We start from the raw sequence: 23,751 nt of genomic DNA, 5'->3' as shown, positions 1-23,751 counted from the left end.
GGTCAAAATAACGGGGCGATTACTCTAAACGTTACGGGTGGGGAAGCGCCTTACCAATACAGTATTGATAACGGTACTACTTACCAAACTACTAATAGCTTCCCTAACTTAAGTGCGGGAACTTATCCTATTAGTGTTTTAGATAATAACAACTGTCAACAAACAACTAGCCTTACGATTAATCAACCGGATCTAATTGTAGCGGAAGCAGCTGTAACAACTCCATATACATGTACTACTGATGCAATCATTACCGTAGGTGGTGTAACACCTACTGTTGGTGGATCAGGAGACTATCAATATAGCTTAAATGGTGGTCCATGGACGGCCTCTACAACGGGAGGAACTACTTTCACTGGCCTTAATGATGGTACTTTTACCGTAAGCGTAAGAGATGCTAATGCTATTGATTGTATTATTAGCCTTACTCCGATTACTATTGATCCACTACCTATTGAACCTACGCTAAACTTTAGTGTAGCTTATAACTGTGATGGCTCTGGAAACGTAACGGTAACTCCGCTTGATCCTACATATACTTATAGCATTGATGGAACTAATTTTGTCGCTACCAATACCTTTAATGATGTCCCTGTTGGAAATCATACCATTACCGTAAATTATGGTAGCAACTGTACAACTACTATTCCTGTGGTGGTTGATCCTGGTAATCAATTAACAACAGTTATCACTGGATTCTCTAATCCTACCTGTTTTGGTGTCGCTGATGGAACTATAACTTTTACAGTTAACAACCCTAGTAACGCAAATAACGAATTTAGATACTCTACCGATGCAGGTGCTACTTTTATCTCTGTAACTGGAGCGGCAGCTAGCAATCCTGTAACGGTTAATAGTTTAGCTGATGGAGCCAATACGATCATCGTTAGAGATATCGCAGATGATGCTTGTGAGATTACACTCAATCAAACCCTTACACAACCTACTCAAATTACGGTAACTGGGTCGGTAACGGCACCTGATACCTGTACTACAGATGCAACCATTTCTGCCGTAGCTAATGGAGGTACTCCAACATACACATACCAACTAATCAATAACACTACTTCTGCTATAGTTGCTGGATATGACTTTGCAACTAATGGTAGTAATACGGACTTCACTGGGATCCCTGCTGGAGACTATATCATTCAAGTAAGAGATAGTAACTATACGCCTGCTAATAATTGTGAGGCGAGCTCTACCGTAATTACCGTAGATCCGCCTACTACACTAACTTTCACGGCAACAGCTACGCCTTGTTACTCTGGTAACAATGATGCTTCGATAACCGTAAACGTTACTGGAGGTAATGGTGGTTTACTTTTTAGTATCAATGGAGCCCCTTTTGTTGCGCCAACACCTACAACTAGCAATACTTATACCTTTAACAACTTAAGTGCTGGTACGTTTACCATTGATGTACAAGATCAATTCGGATGTACTGCTACACAACAATCTATTACCATTAATCCTGAATTAAGCCTCTCTGCTACAGCTGAGCCTATAAGCGCTTGTAACCCTTCTACTGATGTAACAATTTCTGCTACTGGTGGTGATACAAACTATGTATACGCTATCGTTAATGATGGGGTAACTCCTGTAGATGCTGACTTTGGAGCTGCTAATGTAATTGCTATCGCTACTGCTGGTGACTATGACGTATACGTTCGTGATAATAATGGAAATGCTGGGTTCTGTTTTGAAATCTTTGACTTAAACATATCTCAAGATGCGCCTATCGTAATTGCAGAGGTCATTACGGATGTAAACTGCTTTGGTCAAAATAACGGGGCGATTACTCTAAACGTTACGGGTGGGGAAGCGCCTTACCAATACAGTATTGATAACGGTACTACTTACCAAACTACTAATAGCTTCCCTAACTTAAGTGCGGGAACTTATCCTATTAGTGTTTTAGATAATAACAACTGTCAACAAACAACTAGCCTTACGATTAATCAACCGGATCTAATTGTAGCGGAAGCAGCTGTAACAACTCCATATACATGTACTACTGATGCAATCATTACCGTAGGTGGTGTAACACCTACTGTTGGTGGATCAGGAGACTATCAATATAGCTTAAATGGTGGTCCATGGACGGCCTCTACAACGGGAGGAACTACTTTCACTGGCCTTAATGATGGTACTTTTACCGTAAGCGTAAGAGATGCTAATGCTATTGATTGTATTATTAGCCTTACTCCGATTACTATTGATCCACTACCTATTGAACCTACGCTAAACTTTAGTGTAGCTTATAACTGTGATGGCTCTGGAAACGTAACGGTAACTCCGCTTGATCCTACATATACTTATAGCATTGATGGAACTAATTTTGTCGCTACCAATACCTTTAATGATGTCCCTGTTGGAAATCATACCATTACCGTAAATTATGGTAGCAACTGTACAACTACTATTCCTGTGGTGGTTGATCCTGGTAATCAATTAACAACAGTTATCACTGGATTCTCTAATCCTACCTGTTTTGGTGTCGCTGATGGAACTATAACTTTTACAGTTAACAACCCTAGTAACGCAAATAACGAATTTAGATACTCTACCGATGCAGGTGCTACTTTTATCTCTGTAACTGGAGCGGCAGCTAGCAATCCTGTAACGGTTAATAGTTTAGCTGATGGAGCCAATACGATCATCGTTAGAGATATCGCAGATGATGCTTGTGAGATTACACTCAATCAAACCCTTACACAACCTACTCAAATTACGGTAACTGGGTCGGTAACGGCACCTGATACCTGTACTACAGATGCAACCATTTCTGCCGTAGCTAATGGAGGTACTCCAACATACACATACCAACTAATCAATAACACTACTTCTGCTATAGTTGCTGGATATGACTTTGCAACTAATGGTAGTAATACGGACTTCACTGGGATCCCTGCTGGAGACTATATCATTCAAGTAAGAGATAGTAACTATACGCCTGCTAATAATTGTGAGGCGAGCTCTACCGTAATTACCGTAGATCCGCCTACTACACTAACTTTCACGGCAACAGCTACGCCTTGTTACTCTGGTAACAATGATGCTTCGATAACCGTAAACGTTACTGGAGGTAATGGTGGTTTACTTTTTAGTATCAATGGAGCCCCTTTTGTTGCGCCAACACCTACAACTAGCAATACTTATACCTTTAACAACTTAAGTGCTGGTACGTTTACCATTGATGTACAAGATCAATTCGGATGTACTGCTACACAACAATCTATTACCATTAATCCTGAATTAAGCCTCTCTGCTACAGCTGAGCCTATAAGCGCTTGTAACCCTTCTACTGATGTAACAATTTCTGCTACTGGTGGTGATACAAACTATGTATACGCTATCGTTAATGATGGGGTAACTCCTGTAGATGCTGACTTTGGAGCTGCTAATGTAATTGCTATCGCTACTGCTGGTGACTATGACGTATACGTTCGTGATAATAATGGAAATGCTGGGTTCTGTTTTGAAATCTTTGACTTAAACATATCTCAAGATGCGCCTATCGTAATTGCAGAGGTCATTACGGATGTAAACTGCTTTGGTCAAAATAACGGGGCGATTACTCTAAACGTTACGGGTGGGGAAGCGCCTTACCAATACAGTATTGATAACGGTACTACTTACCAAACTACTAATAGCTTCCCTAACTTAAGTGCGGGAACTTATCCTATTAGTGTTTTAGATAATAACAACTGTCAACAAACAACTAGCCTTACGATTAATCAACCGGATCTAATTGTAGCGGAAGCAGCTGTAACAACTCCATATACATGTACTACTGATGCAATCATTACCGTAGGTGGTGTAACACCTACTGTTGGTGGATCAGGAGACTATCAATATAGCTTAAATGGTGGTCCATGGACGGCCTCTACAACGGGAGGAACTACTTTCACTGGCCTTAATGATGGTACTTTTACCGTAAGCGTAAGAGATGCTAATGCTATTGATTGTATTATTAGCCTTACTCCGATTACTATTGATCCACTACCTATTGAACCTACGCTAAACTTTAGTGTAGCTTATAACTGTGATGGCTCTGGAAACGTAACGGTAACTCCGCTTGATCCTACATATACTTATAGCATTGATGGAACTAATTTTGTCGCTACCAATACCTTTAATGATGTCCCTGTTGGAAATCATACCATTACCGTAAATTATGGTAGCAACTGTACAACTACTATTCCTGTGGTGGTTGATCCTGGTAATCAATTAACAACAGTTATCACTGGATTCTCTAATCCTACCTGTTTTGGTGTCGCTGATGGAACTATAACTTTTACAGTTAACAACCCTAGTAACGCAAATAACGAATTTAGATACTCTACCGATGCAGGTGCTACTTTTATCTCTGTAACTGGAGCGGCAGCTAGCAATCCTGTAACGGTTAATAGTTTAGCTGATGGAGCCAATACGATCATCGTTAGAGATATCGCAGATGATGCTTGTGAGATTACACTCAATCAAACCCTTACACAACCTACTCAAATTACGGTAACTGGGTCGGTAACGGCACCTGATACCTGTACTACAGATGCAACCATTTCTGCCGTAGCTAATGGAGGTACTCCAACATACACATACCAACTAATCAATAACACTACTTCTGCTATAGTTGCTGGATATGACTTTGCAACTAATGGTAGTAATACGGACTTCACTGGGATCCCTGCTGGAGACTATATCATTCAAGTAAGAGATAGTAACTATACGCCTGCTAATAATTGTGAGGCGAGCTCTACCGTAATTACCGTAGATCCGCCTACTACACTAACTTTCACGGCAACAGCTACGCCTTGTTACTCTGGTAACAATGATGCTTCGATAACCGTAAACGTTACTGGAGGTAATGGTGGTTTACTTTTTAGTATCAATGGAGCCCCTTTTGTTGCGCCAACACCTACAACTAGCAATACTTATACCTTTAACAACTTAAGTGCTGGTACGTTTACCATTGATGTACAAGATCAATTCGGATGTACTGCTACACAACAATCTATTACCATTAATCCTGAATTAAGCCTCTCTGCTACAGCTGAGCCTATAAGCGCTTGTAACCCTTCTACTGATGTAACAATTTCTGCTACTGGTGGTGATACAAACTATGTATACGCTATCGTTAATGATGGGGTAACTCCTGTAGATGCTGACTTTGGAGCTGCTAATGTAATTGCTATCGCTACTGCTGGTGACTATGACGTATACGTTCGTGATAATAATGGAAATGCTGGGTTCTGTTTTGAAATCTTTGACTTAAACATATCTCAAGATGCGCCTATCGTAATTGCAGAGGTCATTACGGATGTAAACTGCTTTGGTCAAAATAACGGGGCGATTACTCTAAACGTTACGGGTGGGGAAGCGCCTTACCAATACAGTATTGATAACGGTACTACTTACCAAACTACTAATAGCTTCCCTAACTTAAGTGCGGGAACTTATCCTATTAGTGTTTTAGATAATAACAACTGTCAACAAACAACTAGCCTTACGATTAATCAACCGGATCTAATTGTAGCGGAAGCAGCTGTAACAACTCCATATACATGTACTACTGATGCAATCATTACCGTAGGTGGTGTAACACCTACTGTTGGTGGATCAGGAGACTATCAATATAGCTTAAATGGTGGTCCATGGACGGCCTCTACAACGGGAGGAACTACTTTCACTGGCCTTAATGATGGTACTTTTACCGTAAGCGTAAGAGATGCTAATGCTATTGATTGTATTATTAGCCTTACTCCGATTACTATTGATCCACTACCTATTGAACCTACGCTAAACTTTAGTGTAGCTTATAACTGTGATGGCTCTGGAAACGTAACGGTAACTCCGCTTGATCCTACATATACTTATAGCATTGATGGAACTAATTTTGTCGCTACCAATACCTTTAATGATGTCCCTGTTGGAAATCATACCATTACCGTAAATTATGGTAGCAACTGTACAACTACTATTCCTGTGGTGGTTGATCCTGGTAATCAATTAACAACAGTTATCACTGGATTCTCTAATCCTACCTGTTTTGGTGTCGCTGATGGAACTATAACTTTTACAGTTAACAACCCTAGTAACGCAAATAACGAATTTAGATACTCTACCGATGCAGGTGCTACTTTTATCTCTGTAACTGGAGCGGCAGCTAGCAATCCTGTAACGGTTAATAGTTTAGCTGATGGAGCCAATACGATCATCGTTAGAGATATCGCAGATGATGCTTGTGAGATTACACTCAATCAAACCCTTACACAACCTACTCAAATTACGGTAACTGGGTCGGTAACGGCACCTGATACCTGTACTACAGATGCAACCATTTCTGCCGTAGCTAATGGAGGTACTCCAACATACACATACCAACTAATCAATAACACTACTTCTGCTATAGTTGCTGGATATGACTTTGCAACTAATGGTAGTAATACGGACTTCACTGGGATCCCTGCTGGAGACTATATCATTCAAGTAAGAGATAGTAACTATACGCCTGCTAATAATTGTGAGGCGAGCTCTACCGTAATTACCGTAGATCCGCCTACTACACTAACTTTCACGGCAACAGCTACGCCTTGTTACTCTGGTAACAATGATGCTTCGATAACCGTAAACGTTACTGGAGGTAATGGTGGTTTACTTTTTAGTATCAATGGAGCCCCTTTTGTTGCGCCAACACCTACAACTAGCAATACTTATACCTTTAACAACTTAAGTGCTGGTACGTTTACCATTGATGTACAAGATCAATTCGGATGTACTGCTACACAACAATCTATTACCATTAATCCTGAATTAAGCCTCTCTGCTACAGCTGAGCCTATAAGCGCTTGTAACCCTTCTACTGATGTAACAATTTCTGCTACTGGTGGTGATACAAACTATGTATACGCTATCGTTAATGATGGGGTAACTCCTGTAGATGCTGACTTTGGAGCTGCTAATGTAATTGCTATCGCTACTGCTGGTGACTATGACGTATACGTTCGTGATAATAATGGAAATGCTGGGTTCTGTTTTGAAATCTTTGACTTAAACATATCTCAAGATGCGCCTATCGTAATTGCAGAGGTCATTACGGATGTAAACTGCTTTGGTCAAAATAACGGGGCGATTACTCTAAACGTTACGGGTGGGGAAGCGCCTTACCAATACAGTATTGATAACGGTACTACTTACCAAACTACTAATAGCTTCCCTAACTTAAGTGCGGGAACTTATCCTATTAGTGTTTTAGATAATAACAACTGTCAACAAACAACTAGCCTTACGATTAATCAACCGGATCTAATTGTAGCGGAAGCAGCTGTAACAACTCCATATACATGTACTACTGATGCAATCATTACCGTAGGTGGTGTAACACCTACTGTTGGTGGATCAGGAGACTATCAATATAGCTTAAATGGTGGTCCATGGACGGCCTCTACAACGGGAGGAACTACTTTCACTGGCCTTAATGATGGTACTTTTACCGTAAGCGTAAGAGATGCTAATGCTATTGATTGTATTATTAGCCTTACTCCGATTACTATTGATCCACTACCTATTGAACCTACGCTAAACTTTAGTGTAGCTTATAACTGTGATGGCTCTGGAAACGTAACGGTAACTCCGCTTGATCCTACATATACTTATAGCATTGATGGAACTAATTTTGTCGCTACCAATACCTTTAATGATGTCCCTGTTGGAAATCATACCATTACCGTAAATTATGGTAGCAACTGTACAACTACTATTCCTGTGGTGGTTGATCCTGGTAATCAATTAACAACAGTTATCACTGGATTCTCTAATCCTACCTGTTTTGGTGTCGCTGATGGAACTATAACTTTTACAGTTAACAACCCTAGTAACGCAAATAACGAATTTAGATACTCTACCGATGCAGGTGCTACTTTTATCTCTGTAACTGGAGCGGCAGCTAGCAATCCTGTAACGGTTAATAGTTTAGCTGATGGAGCCAATACGATCATCGTTAGAGATATCGCAGATGATGCTTGTGAGATTACACTCAATCAAACCCTTACACAACCTACTCAAATTACGGTAACTGGGTCGGTAACGGCACCTGATACCTGTACTACAGATGCAACCATTTCTGCCGTAGCTAATGGAGGTACTCCAACATACACATACCAACTAATCAATAACACTACTTCTGCTATAGTTGCTGGATATGACTTTGCAACTAATGGTAGTAATACGGACTTCACTGGGATCCCTGCTGGAGACTATATCATTCAAGTAAGAGATAGTAACTATACGCCTGCTAATAATTGTGAGGCGAGCTCTACCGTAATTACCGTAGATCCGCCTACTACACTAACTTTCACGGCAACAGCTACGCCTTGTTACTCTGGTAACAATGATGCTTCGATAACCGTAAACGTTACTGGAGGTAATGGTGGTTTACTTTTTAGTATCAATGGAGCCCCTTTTGTTGCGCCAACACCTACAACTAGCAATACTTATACCTTTAACAACTTAAGTGCTGGTACATTCACTATCGATGTACAAGATCAATTTGGATGTACTGCTACACAACAATCTATTACCATTAATGATCAATTGTTAGCTACTGCTCGCTTAATTTCAGATTTAACATGTTTAGCAGATGCTAGCATAGAAGTTAATGCAACTGGTGGCTCTGGTTCTTATATTTACGAATTTAGTACTTCGGCTACTGGTCCATTCAGTGCCACAGGGTTTACAGGAAACATATTTACAACAAATACTGCTGGTACATACTATTTTAGAACTACAGATACAACTATGCCGACTGCTTGTTCTAACGTTACAGGTCCTATTACTATAACACCTGCTGTGAACCCAGTTATAACTAGTATAGTTGCAACTAATTTAACTTGTAATGGTGATAATTCTGGAGCACTTGATATAGTTATAGATACTACTGTTGGTCTTGCTCCATATACTATTAATGTATTGAATACTACTACTGGTTTTGATTATGGTACGCAAACGACTGGTTTAGCTGCTGGAAACTATACCGTAAGAGTAACAGATGCAAAAGGGTGTTTTATAGAAGATACTACACCAGTTATTACACAACCTGATGTAATAAACTATACTGTAAATAGTGTTCCTATTATGTGTACTGCTTCTGGAATTGATCAAGGATCAATTACAATTTCTGGTATAACAGGAGGAACAGCAGAATACACCTATACCTTATCTGCAAATAATGGTATTGCTCCACAAATACATAACACAACACCAACTACAAGAAACCATACTTTTGATATTTTATCTTTCGGTATATATAGAGTTGATGTAACAGATAGTAGAGGTTGTGCTGCATTTTCTACCGAAATTATTTCGTCACCACCAGACGATTTAGATATTGATGTAAGTGCGCTTACTTCAGATTGTACTACTGGTGGTAGTGCTACTGTTCAAGTAACAACTACCATTTTAGGAACGGATTATGAGTTTGGTCTTTTTGATCTTCCTGGGTTACCTTATTCTAGTAATTTTATGCCTCCAACAGTACCTGGTGGAGACGAAATTACATTCACTGGTTTAACACCAGGTCTTACCTATACTTTTGTAGTTCGTGATAATACAACTGGCTGTTATTATTTTGAAACGGCTACTGCACCAGTAACTACAAACTCTGCAATGATGCTAAGTTCTATTGTAGAAGAAAATGTAACTTGTACAGGTAACGCAGATGGTAATGTAACTTTTACTTTTGATGGATATGACGCTACTGCTACCCAAGTAGAATATGATATTTTAAATGCTCTTACCAATACTTCTACTGGTATTACAGCAATTGTAACTATAGGAGGTGCTTCATCTATAACTGTTAGCAATGCAGGTCCATTAGCTCCAGGTGACTATGTAATTTTGTTACGAGAAGTTGATGGCTCAAATACTGGTTGTGCTATTTCTAGTGCTAATTTTACGATACGTGAATCTGTTCAATTATTAGATGTTGATGTAAGTATTACAAGAAATGATAATTGTCAGACAGATGCAGGTATTATAACTGCAAATGGAAGATTTGGTACTGCTCCATATGAGTATATATTTTTACTTAATGGTGCTACAGCTCCTACTGTAGCAAGTTTAAGTTGGTCAAGCACAAATACATTTAGTGCTGAAGGAGGAACTTATGATGTTTATATTAAAGATGCAAATAACTGTATTCAAAGTGAAATAGCAGTAATTTTACCAACCGATCCAGATCCACAAATATCTGTATCTATAGTAGATTTATGTGTTGCAGAAGGAGATTATGAGGTATTAGTAACTTTAGATCAGGCAAGCAGTACACCTTATGCTATTAGTGTTAATGGTGCTGCATTCCAAAATATTACATTTAATGGAAGCAATCAATATACTATTACTGGCTTAAGTTCTAGTGCATCTCCACAAACTGTAACCCTAAGAGATTTAAATGGTTGTGGTGAAACAGAAAACTTTACCATTAATCCAAAAATACAGGGATCAGCAACAATTACTGAATTATTGGGCTGTGTAACTAATAATGCTGAAATAACAGTAACTGCTACAAGTGGTTCTGGTAATTATGAATATGAGATAACAGGACCTAACGCTGGAGCTAGTCAGGCTAGAACTGCACTTCCGTCTCCTGCAAACTCTGTTGCATTCATGAACGCTGATACTGCTGGAGCTTACACCGTTTCTATTTATGACGTTACTACTGGTTGTCCTCCTATTATTTTTAACTTAACTGTAGACCCTCCTGTAATCCCTCTACCAAGTATTGATGGATTTACTAACGTAACTTGTTTTGGTGATAATGATGGAACAATTAGTGTTAGTGTAACTGATAACGGTGTAGGACCATATACCTTCCAAATTACAGATCAGGATGGTACGCCGGTAGCTATCAACCCAACTACTAGTACTAATACTACTGCTGTGTTTGATAACCTTGCCAATACAACTTCTGCTAACGGATACACCATTACCGTAACCGCTGCGAACAGTTGTTTTGCTACCATTACACAAACTATTAGCCAACCTGCTGCTATCGATATACCTGTAGCCGCTATTGCTACAGCACAATACGATTGTACGACTGGAAATACTAGAAACAATGCAACCATTACTATTGATCCGACTCAAGTAACGGGTGGATCTGGTAACTATGTAAGATTTGTATTCTTTAGAAACGGGGTATCGGTTCAAGATGGTACGAATCCTGTTTACACTGATACGGACCTTACCGCTGGAAACTATACCATATTTGTTTATGATGATCAAGGGTGTGTAAACGCTACTGCGGCTACTACTACTGTTAATGCCTTTGATGCATTAACTAGTGCTACTGCTGTCATCTCTGCCGAGATTACTTGTACTCCTGGTAATGATGGAGAAATTACTATTAATACGACCTCTACTACTGGAAATACTGCCCTATTAGAATACAGTATTAATAATGGAGTGTCTTACCAAGCCTCTAATGTGTTTGCAGGACTTTCTGCAGGTACGCATAACTTCCTTGTAAGACATACCGTTACCAGATGTATTGTAAGTGCTTCGCAAACTATTGCCGATCCGAATACTTTTGTCGTGAGTATTGTAAATACTACGGATATTGTGTGTTTCGGTACTGCTACTGGTACTGTGGAATTTGATGTAACTAATACAAATGCTGCTTATACCAATGGATATGACTGGGAGATCTTTAATGATAATAATACACCAACTAACTTTGCGGATGATACCTCTGTCGCTACTGGTAATGAGTTAGACTATACCTTTAATACTTTACCAGCTGGTTCTTACTATGTAAGCATCACGCAAGATAATGTGCCAACTTGTAACAACAGAAGACCTTTCACTATTGGTGGACCTAGTGCAGCTATTGCTGCTGGTACTACTGCCGTAACTCCTATTACTTGTGTGCCTGGTATGGATGGTGCTATAGAAATTATTGGACTTACTGGTGGTGCTGGTGGGTTTAGATACTACATTGATACTCTAGCTAACCCTACTCCTAATGATCCTGCTTCTTATACAAGCAATATCAGAGAAACGGGACTAGACGTAGGTACATACTTTATCAGTGTGATTGATGCGAACGGGTGTGTATTTAATTTACCTAATGTTACCCTTAGTTTACCTACTCCTATTGCGGCTAGCATTAGAACTAATGTAGAGAACTGTGATAACTTTGAAGGACAAATTGAGGTATTTAATGTAACTGGAGGGCAAACTACGCCTACTCCTGTAATATATAACTATCAATTACAACGTTCTGATATTATTGCTACTCCGGTATTTACGGATCTTAGAGCTATACAAACTTCACCTATTTTTGATAACTTAGGGGAAGGTCTATATCAAATCATTGTATCGGATCAGTGGGGTTGTACTTTTACAACAACGACTCAAGCGCTATTTAACGAAATTGTGCCTACCGCTACTGTCGTGAAAACTATTGATTGTAATACAACAAACCCTGGTGGGGAAATAACTATTACGCAAACGGGTGGTGATACTACTGCTCCTTTTAACTATAGCGTAACTTTCCCTGTTAGTGGAACGGTAGTCAACAATACTACTGGGGTATTTAATACCCTTACCGAAATAGGTGAGTATGTATTTACTATAACTCAAGGGGCTTGTAGCCAAACCACTAGAGAATCACTGGATGCGCCTGTAATCCCTCTACCAAGTATTGATGGATTTACTAACGTAGCTTGTTTTGGTGATAATGATGGAACAATTAGTGTTAGTGTAACTGATAACGGTGTAGGACCATATACCTTCCAAATTACAGATCAGGATGGTACGCCGGTAGCTATCAACCCAACCACTAGTACTAATACTACTGCTGTGTTTGATAACCTTGCCAATACAACTTCTGCTAACGGATACACCATTACCGTAACCGCTGCGAACAGTTGTTTTGCTACCATTACACAAACTATTAGTCAGCCTGCTGCTATCGATATACCTGTAGCCGCTATTGCTACAGCACAATACGATTGTACGACTGGAAATACTAGAAACAATGCAACCATTACTATTGATCCGACTCAAGTAACGGGTGGATCTGGTAACTATGTAAGATTTGTATTCTTTAGAAATGGGGTATCGGTTCAAGATGGTACGAATCCTGTTTACACTGATACGGACCTTACTGCTGGAAACTATACCATATTTGTTTATGATGATCAAGGGTGTGTAAACGCTACTGCGGCTACTACTACTATTAATGCCTTTGATGCATTAACTAGTGCTACTGCTGTCATCTCTGCTGAGATTACTTGTAACCCAGGTAATGATGGAGAAATTACTATTAATACGACCTCTACTACTGGAAATACGGCCCTATTAGAATATAGTATTAATAATGGAGTGTCTTACCAAGCCTCTAATGTGTTTGCAGGACTTTCTGCAGGTACGCATAACTTCCTTGTAAGACATACCGTTACCAGATGTATTGTAAGTGCTTCGCAAACTATTGCCGATCCGAATACTTTTGTCGTGAGTATTGTAAATACTACGGATATTGTGTGTTTCGGTACTGCTACTGGTACTGTGGAATTTGATGTAACTAATACAAATGCTGCTTATACCAATGGATATGACTGGGAGATCTTTAATGATAATAATACCCCAACTAACTTTGCGGATGATACCTCTGTCGCTACTGGTAATGAGTTAGACTATACCTTTAATACTTTACCAGCTGGTTCTTACTATGTAAGCATCACGCAAGATAATGTGCCAACTTGTAACAACAGAAGACCTTTCACTATTGGTGGACCTAGTGCAGCTATTGCTGCTGGTACTACTGCCGTAACTCCTATTACTTGTGTGCCTGGTATGGATGGTGCTATAGAAATTATTGGACTTACTGGTGGTGCTGGTGGGTTTAGATACTACATTGATACTCTAGCTAACCCTACTCCTAATGATCCTGCTTCTTATACAAGCAATATCAGAGAAACGGGACTAGACGTAGGTACATACTTTATCAGTGTGATTGATGCGAACGGGTGTGTATTTAATTTACCTAATGTTACCCTTAGTTTACCTACTCCTATTGCGGCTAGCATTAGAACTAATGTAGAGAACTGTGATAACTTTGAAGGACAAATTGAGGTATTTAATGTAACTGGAGGGCAAACTACGCCTACTCCTGTAATATATAACTATCAATTACAACGTTCTGATATTATTGCTACTCCGGTATTTACAGATCTTAGAGCTATACAAACTTCACCTATTTTTGATAACTTAGGGGAAGGCCTATATCAAATCATTGTATCGGATCAGTGGGGTTGTACTTTTACAACTACGACTCAAGCGCTATTTAACGAAATTGTGCCTACCGCTACTGTCGTGAAAACTATTGATTGTAATACAACAAACCCTGGTGGGGAAATAACTATTACGCAAACGGGTGGTGATACTACTGCTCCTTTTAACTATAGCGTAACTTTCCCTGTTAGTGGAACGGTAGTCAACAATACTACTGGGGTATTTAATACCCTTACCGAAATAGGTGAGTATGTATTTACCATAACTCAAGGGGCTTGTAGCCAAACCACTAGAGAATCACTGGATGCGCCTGTAATCCCTGTACCAAGTATTGATGGATTTACTAACGTAACTTGTTTTGGTGATAATGATGGAACAATTAGTGTTAGTGTAACTGATAACGGTGTAGGACCATATACCTTCCAAATTACAGATCAGGATGGTACGCCGGTAGCTATCAACCCAACTACTAGTACTAATACTACTGCTGTGTTTGATAACCTTGCCAATACAACTTCTGCTAACGGATACACCATTACCGTAACCGCTGCGAACAGTTGTTTTGCTACCATTACACAAACTATTAGCCAACCTGCTGCTATCGATATACCTGTAGCCGCTATTGCTACAGCACAATACGATTGTACGACTGGAAATACTAGAAACAATGCAACCATTACTATTGATCCGACTCAAGTAACGGGTGGATCTGGTAACTATGTAAGATTTGTATTCTTTAGAAACGGGGTATCGGTTCAAGATGGTACGAATCCTGTTTACACTGATACGGACCTTACCGCTGGAAACTATACCATATTTGTTTATGATGATCAAGGGTGTGTAAACGCTACTGCGGCTACTACTACTGTTAATGCCTTTGATGCATTAACTAGTGCTACTGCTGTCATCTCTGCCGAGATTACTTGTACTCCTGGTAATGATGGAGAAATTACTATTAATACGACCTCTACTACTGGAAATACTGCCCTATTAGAATACAGTATTAATAATGGAGTGTCTTACCAAGCCTCTAATGTGTTTGCAGGACTTTCTGCAGGTACGCATAACTTCCTTGTAAGACATACCGTTACCAGATGTATTGTAAGTGCTTCGCAAACTATTGCCGATCCGAATACTTTTGTCGTGAGTATTGTAAATACTACGGATATTGTGTGTTTCGGTACTGCTACTGGTACTGTGGAATTTGATGTAACTAATACAAATGCTGCTTATACCAATGGATATGACTGGGAGATCTTTAATGATAATAATACCCCAACTAACTTTGCGGATGATACCTCTGTCGCTACTGGTAATGAGTTAGACTATACCTTTAATACTTTACCAGCTGGTTCTTACTATGTAAGCATCACGCAAGATAATGTGCCAACTTGTAACAACAGAAGACCTTTCACTATTGGTGGACCTAGTGCAGCTATTGCTGCTGGTACTACTGCCGTAACTCCTATTACTTGTGTGCCTGGTATGGATGGTGCTATAGAAATTATTGGACTTACTGGTGGTGCTGGTGGGTTTAGATACTACATTGATACTCTAGCTAACCCTACTCCTAATGATCCTGCTTCTTATACAAGCAATATCAGAGAAACGGGACTAGACGTAGGTACATACTTTATCAGTGTGATTGATGCGAACGGGTGTGTATTTAATTTACCTAATGTTACCCTTAGTTTACCTACTCCTATTGCGGCTAGCATTAGAACTAATGTAGAGAACTGTGATAACTTTGAAGGACAAATTGAAGTATTTAATGTAACTGGAGGGCAAACTACGCCTACTCCTGTAATATATAACTATCAATTACAACGTTCTGATATTATTGCTACTCCGGTATTTACGGATCTTAGAGCTATACAAACTTCACCTATTTTTGATAACTTAGGGGAAGGTCTATATCAAATCATTGTATCGGATCAGTGGGGTTGTACTTTTACAACAACGACTCAAGCGCTATTTAACGAAATTGTGCCTACCGCTACTGTCGTGAAAACTATTGATTGTAATACAACAAACCCTGGTGGGGAAATAACTATTACGCAAACGGGTGGTGATACTACTGCTCCTTTTAACTATAGCGTAACTTTCCCTGTTAGTGGAACGGTAGTCAACAATACTACTGGGGTATTTAATACCCTTACCGAAATAGGTGAGTATGTATTTACTATAACTCAAGGGGCTTGTAGCCAAACCACTAGAGAATCACTGGATGCGCCTGTAATCCCTCTACCAAGTATTGATGGATTTACTAACGTAGCTTGTTTTGGTGATAATGATGGAACAATTAGTGTTAGTGTAACTGATAACGGTGTAGGACCATATACCTTCCAAATTACAGATCAGGATGGTACGCCGGTAGCTATCAACCCAACCACTAGTACTAATACTACTGCTGTGTTTGATAACCTTGCCAATACAACTTCTGCTAACGGATACACCATTACCGTAACCGCTGCGAACAGTTGTTTTGCTACCATTACACAAACTATTAGTCAGCCTGCTGCTATCGATATACCTGTAGCCGCTATTGCTACAGCACAATACGATTGTACGACTGGAAATACTAGAAACAATGCAACCATTACTATTGATCCGACTCAAGTAACGGGTGGATCTGGTAACTATGTAAGATTTGTATTCTTTAGAAATGGGGTATCGGTTCAAGATGGTACGAATCCTGTTTACACTGATACGGACCTTACTGCTGGAAACTATACCATATTTGTTTATGATGATCAAGGGTGTGTAAACGCTACTGCGGCTACTACTACTATTAATGCCTTTGATGCATTAACTAGTGCTACTGCTGTCATCTCTGCCGAGATTACTTGTACTCCTGGTAATGATGGAGAAATTACTATTAATACGACCTCTACTACTGGAAATACTGCCCTATTAGAATACAGTATTAATAATGGAGTGTCTTACCAAGCCTCTAATGTGTTTGCAGGACTTTCTGCAGGTACGCATAACTTCCTTGTAAGACATACCGTTACCGGATGTATTGTAAGTGCTTCGCAAACTATTGCCGATCCGAATACTTTTGTCGTGAGTATTGTAAATACTACGGATATTGTGTGTTTCGGTACTGCTACTGGTACTGTGGAATTTGATGTAACTAATACAAATGCTGCTTATACCAATGGATATGACTGGGAGATCTTTAATGATAATAATACCCCAACTAACTTTGCGGATGATACCTCTGTCGCTACTGGTAATGAGTTAGACTATACCTTTAATACTTTACCAGCTGGTTCTTACTATGTAAGCATCACGCAAGATAATGTGCCAACTTGTAACAACAGAAGACCTTTCACTATTGGTGGACCTAGTGCAGCTATTGCTGCTGGTACTACTGCCGTAACTCCTATTACTTGTGTGCCTGGTATGGATGGTGCTATAGAAATTATTGGACTTACTGGTGGTGCTGGTGGGTTTAGATACTACATTGATACTCTAGCTAACCCTACTCCTAATGATCCTGCTTCTTATACAAGCAATATCAGAGAAACGGGACTAGACGTAGGTACATACTTTATCAGTGTGATTGATGCGAACGGGTGTGTATTTAATTTACCTAATGTTACCCTTAGTTTACCTACTCCTATTGCGGCTAGCATTAGAACTAATGTAGAGAACTGTGATAACTTTGAAGGACAAATTGAGGTATTTAATGTAACTGGAGGGCAAACTACGCCTACTCCTGTAATATATAACTATCAATTACAACGTTCTGATATTATTGCTACTCCGGTATTTACAGATCTTAGAGCTATACAAACTTCACCTATTTTTGATAACTTAGGGGAAGGCCTATATCAAATCATTGTATCGGATCAGTGGGGTTGTACTTTTACAACTACGACTCAAGCGCTATTTAACGAAATTGTGCCTACCGCTACTGTCGTGAAAACTATTGATTGTAATACAACAAACCCTGGTGGGGAAATAACTATTACGCAAACGGGTGGTGATACTACTGCTCCTTTTAACTATAGCGTAACTTTCCCTGTTAGTGGAACGGTAGTCAACAATACTACTGGGGTATTTAATACCCTTACCGAAATAGGTGAGTATGTATTTACCATAACTCAAGGGGCTTGTAGCCAAACCACTAGAGAATCACTGGATGCGCCTGTAATCCCTGTACCAAGTATTGATGGATTTACTAACGTAGCTTGTTTTGGTGATAATGATGGAACAATTAGTGTTAGTGTAACTGATAACGGTGTAGGACCATATACCTTCCAAATTACAGATCAGGATGGTACGCCGGTAGCTATCAACCCAACCACTAGTACTAATACTACTGCTGTGTTTGATAACCTTGCCAATACAACTTCTGCTAACGGATACACCATTACCGTAACCGCTGCGAACAGTTGTTTTGCTACCATTACACAAACTATTAGTCAGCCTGCTGCTATCGATATACCTGTAGCCGCTATTGCTACAGCACAATACGATTGTACGACTGGAAATACTAGAAACAATGCAACCATTACTATTGATCCGACTCAAGTAACGGGTGGATCTGGTAACTATGTAAGATTTGTATTCTTTAGAAATGGGGTATCGGTTCAAGATGGTACGAATCCTGTTTACACTGATACGGACCTTACTGCTGGAAACTATACCATATTTGTTTATGATGATCAAGGGTGTGTAAACGCTACTGCGGCTACTACTACTATTAATGCCTTTGATGCATTAACTAGTGCTACTGCTGTCATCTCTGCCGAGATTACTTGTACTCCTGGTAATGATGGAGAAATTACTATTAATACGACCTCTACTACTGGAAATACTGCCCTATTAGAATACAGTATTAATAATGGAGTGTCTTACCAAGCCTCTAATGTGTTTGCAGGACTTTCTGCAGGTACGCATAACTTCCTTGTAAGACATACCGTTACCGGATGTATTGTAAGTGCTTCGCAAACTATTGCCGATCCGAATACTTTTGTCGTGAGTATTGTAAATACTACGGATATTGTGTGTTTCGGTACTGCTACTGGTACTGTGGAATTTGATGTAACTAATACAAATGCTGCTTATACCAATGGATATGACTGGGAGATCTTTAATGATAATAATACCCCAACTAACTTTGCGGATGATACCTCTGTCGCTACTGGTAATGAGTTAGACTATACCTTTAATACTTTACCAGCTGGTTCTTACTATGTAAGCATCACGCAAGATAATGTGCCAACTTGTAACAACAGAAGACCTTTCACTATTGGTGGACCTAGTGCAGCTATTGCTGCTGGTACTACTGCCGTAACTCCTATTACTTGTGTGCCTGGTATGGATGGTGCTATAGAAATTATTGGACTTACTGGTGGTGCTGGTGGGTTTAGATACTACATTGATACTCTAGCTAACCCTACTCCTAATGATCCTGCTTCTTATACAAGCAATATCAGAGAAACGGGACTAGACGTAGGTACATACTTTATCAGTGTGATTGATGCGAACGGGTGTGTATTTAATTTACCTAATGTTACCCTTAGTTTACCTACTCCTATTGCGGCTAGCATTAGAACTAATGTAGAGAACTGTGATAACTTTGAAGGACAAATTGAAGTATTTAATGTAACTGGAGGGCAAACTACGCCTACTCCTGTAATATATAACTATCAATTACAACGTTCTGATATTATTGCTACTCCGGTATTTACAGATCTTAGAGCTATACAAACTTCACCTATTTTTGATAACTTAGGGGAAGGCCTATATCAAATCATTGTATCGGATCAGTGGGGTTGTACTTTTACAACTACGACTCAAGCGCTATTTAACGAAATTGTGCCTACCGCTACTGTCGTGAAAACTATTGATTGTAATACAACAAACCCTGGTGGGGAAATAACTATTACGCAAACGGGTGGTGATACTACTGCTCCTTTTAACTATAGCGTAACTTTCCCTGTTAGTGGAACGGTAGTCAACAATACTACTGGGGTATTTAATACCCTTACCGAAATAGGTGAGTATGTATTTACCATAACTCAAGGGGCTTGTAGCCAAACCACTAGAGAATCACTGGATGCGCCTGTAATCCCTGTACCAAGTATTGATGGATTTACTAACGTAACTTGTTTTGGTGATAATGATGGAACAATTAGTGTTAGTGTAACTGATAACGGTGTAGGACCATATACCTTCCAAATTACAGATCAGGATGGTACGCCGGTAGCTATCAACCCAACTACTAGTACTAATACTACTGCTGTGTTTGATAACCTTGCAAATACAACGTCTGCTAACGGATACACCATTACCGTAACCGCTGCGAACAGTTGTTTTGCTACCATTACACAAACTATTAGCCAACCTGCTGCTATTGTAAACGTTGGTACACCAACTCCTGTAGCCTTTGGTTGTACTAGCGGAAATACCACAGTATTCCCTACAATAGCTATTACAAATGTAACGGGTGGATCTGGTAACTATGTAAGATATGTATTTGTTAGAGATGGTAACCCTGTTCAAGACGGCGCTAACAATACGTATACAGAAACAGACCTTACAGGTGGTAACTATACCATAACTGTGTATGATGATATGGGTTGTAATAATTTTACAACTACTACTATTGCCCCATTTGTAGGTATTAGTGATCCAATAGTTACGGTTAATAATGCCATTACTTGTCTTTCTAATGAAGATATTAGTGTAGGCGTTACAGTAACACCAGCATCAGCTACTCCTAATTTAGAATATACAATTGCAGGAGCTAATATTGCATTTACTAGTATAACAAATGGCACAGGAAACTTTAATGGGTTAGTTGTTGGAAATTATATTATTACGGTAACTAATTTAGATACAAACTGTTCCGTAACAACAACACATGAAGTTTCTGATCCAAATACTATTGAAATAGTAGCTACAAAACTTTCTGATGAACTTTGTTTAAATGATACTACAGTAGATGGTAGTTTCAGTATCGCTATCAACAATTATACAGGTACTTATGACTATCAAGTATTTGATGGTAACGACATGCCATTAGTGGGCGCTGGTTTCAGTGGAAGTAGTGATACAAACACATCATTAACAATTTCTAATCTTGCTGGTGGTAGTTATTATATTAGAATAATAGAAACAGATCCTACTAGTACACTATGTACTGATACTTCTAATGTAGTAGTTATTAATGCGCCTAATACGCCTATCACCGCTGTTGTTAGAGAAGAGCAAAATGTTAGTTGTACTAATGATATGGGAGCAATTTTTGTAGACCCATCTGGAGGTAATTCACCATATAATATTACTATTACAGATGGTGCTAGCCAAACTTTTACACAAAATAATGTGGAAGCATTTATTTTCAACAGTTTATCTGCTGGTACATTTACTATAACAATAACAGATGCCAATAATTGTGAGTATACAGATACTCAGGTATTAATAGCTCCTGTACCACTTGCAGCAACGATATCTGCTGATATAACATTAGTATGTTATGGTGATGACGATGGTGTGGTTACAGCAACAATCACTAGTGGTGGTTTAGGTACTTTAATGTATCAATTAAATGTTCATGATGCTTCTGGTCTTACTAATGATATTGTACAAACTTCTGTAGCACAAACCTCTGATACATTCTCTGGTTTATTCTCTGGAAGGTATAGCATTACAGTAACAGATCCTTTAACAGGATGTGAAACAACTACACCAATAGCTCGTATTTCTGATCCTATTGAAGTATTTGGATCATTAACTGTAGAACAGACACTTAGCTGTCAAAATGATTTAGAGCTATTATTAACTGCTAATGGTGGTACAGCTCCATATTCATTTAGTACTACAGAAAATGGAACATATACTCCATTTAATAATGGTAATACACATTTATTCAACAATTTACCTTCTGGTAATGCTGGAGCTGGAACATACAGATTCTTTGTTAGAGATAGCTTTGACTGTACCTCTATTTTATCAAATGAAATAAATGTTGATCCAGTAGCACCTTTAATTATAAATCTTGATACTTCTGCTGCGACCGTAAATTGTAATGGTGATAACTCAGCAATATTAATTGCAAGAGCAGAAGGAGGCTTAGGAAATTATCAATATGAATTATTAAATGATCCACTAAGCATTACTGCTCTACAAAGTAACACAGACGGTATCTTTAGAGATTTAATTGCTGGTGATTATTATGTAAGAGTAACTAGTGGAGATTGTATTGAAGCGACTTCAGTAATTACAATTACTGAGCCTACTCCTATACAGTTATTAGAGTCAGCTATGTTTCCTCAAATTATATGTGCTGGAAGCAATACGGGTGGTATTAATGTAGAATTGACAGGTGGTGTACCACCATATCAGTATGCAATTTCTCCAAACTTAGCTCAATTCTCTGATGTGAGTGATTTTACAAATCTTGCGCCTGGTACCTATACCATAATTGCACAAGATAGTAATGGATGTTTTGATACTAGAGATTATGAAATTAGAGCGGCAGATCCAATTGTGCCAATAGGTACAACGGTAGGAGAAACTTGTCTTGGTAGTAATGATGGTACTATAGATTTAAGCATTACAGGTGGTATTGCACCTTACAGTACAAGATTAGAAAATACATCGTATGAATTAAATAGAGTATCTTATGATAATCTTGCTCCTGGTACCTATACTGTATACGTTATTGATGATTTAGGTTGTGAGGTTGACATTGAAGTTGACATTGCTCCTGGAGTAAATATCAATGCGACGGTACAAGCAGTTTATGAATGTTCAGGAAACAGTGTTCCTTCAAATTCTATTTCGATAACGCTAGAAGACCCTAGTGTAGCCAACCAAGTAATCTATCAGTTAGATGATGAAAATTCTACTGCTAGGTTAGATCCAAACTTTGAAAATATGACCCCTGGTGATCATGACTTAATTATATCATTAAATGGTTGCGTAAATAGAGTTCCATTTAGAATAGAAGAATTTGAACCATTAACAATAGCATTAGATAATAATGAAGTAAACCTAGTTAATGCAACTGTTACTGGTGGTGATGGAAATTATACATACTATTTTGATAGTGTAGATAATGGTGATGATAATAATAGATTTATTACAGCTGATGGTACGTATACCGTAACTGTAGTAGATGGAAACGGTTGTGAAGCTGTTGCAAATATTACGGTTGAATTTATAGATATTGAAATCCCTAACTTCTTTACCCCAAATGGAGATATGGATAACGATTTATGGCAACCTAATAACGCAGAAGGCTTCCCTAATATACTAACTATCATTTTTGATCGTTATGGTAGAGAAGTATATCGTATTACACCAAATAGTGGTGGATGGGATGGATTCTACCAGAAAACCGAGATGCCCACCGGTGATTACTGGTACGTGATTAAATTACAAGGAGAAGAAGATCAGCGAGAGTTTGTTGGACATTTTACCTTGTACAGATAA

At 38.9% G+C, this 23,751-nt stretch carries 1 protein-coding gene (cut by a window edge); it reads left to right on the top strand.

Features of this window, described 5'->3' with window-relative positions:
- On the top strand, positions 1 to 23,751 hold the 3' portion of the coding sequence (locus tag ACZ451_RS05550; protein ID WP_464216105.1) for a T9SS type B sorting domain-containing protein. 5,706 nt of this gene lie to the left of the window's left edge; 23,751 of the gene's 29,457 nt are visible here — the last part of the coding sequence; its start codon lies off the left edge, out of view; it ends in the stop codon at positions 23,749 to 23,751.

The sequence above is a fragment of the Allocellulophaga tsushimaensis genome, assembly GCF_055383085.1.
Note: the sequence above shows the minus strand (reverse complement) of the source record. Positions and strands in the feature narration are given on the sequence as shown.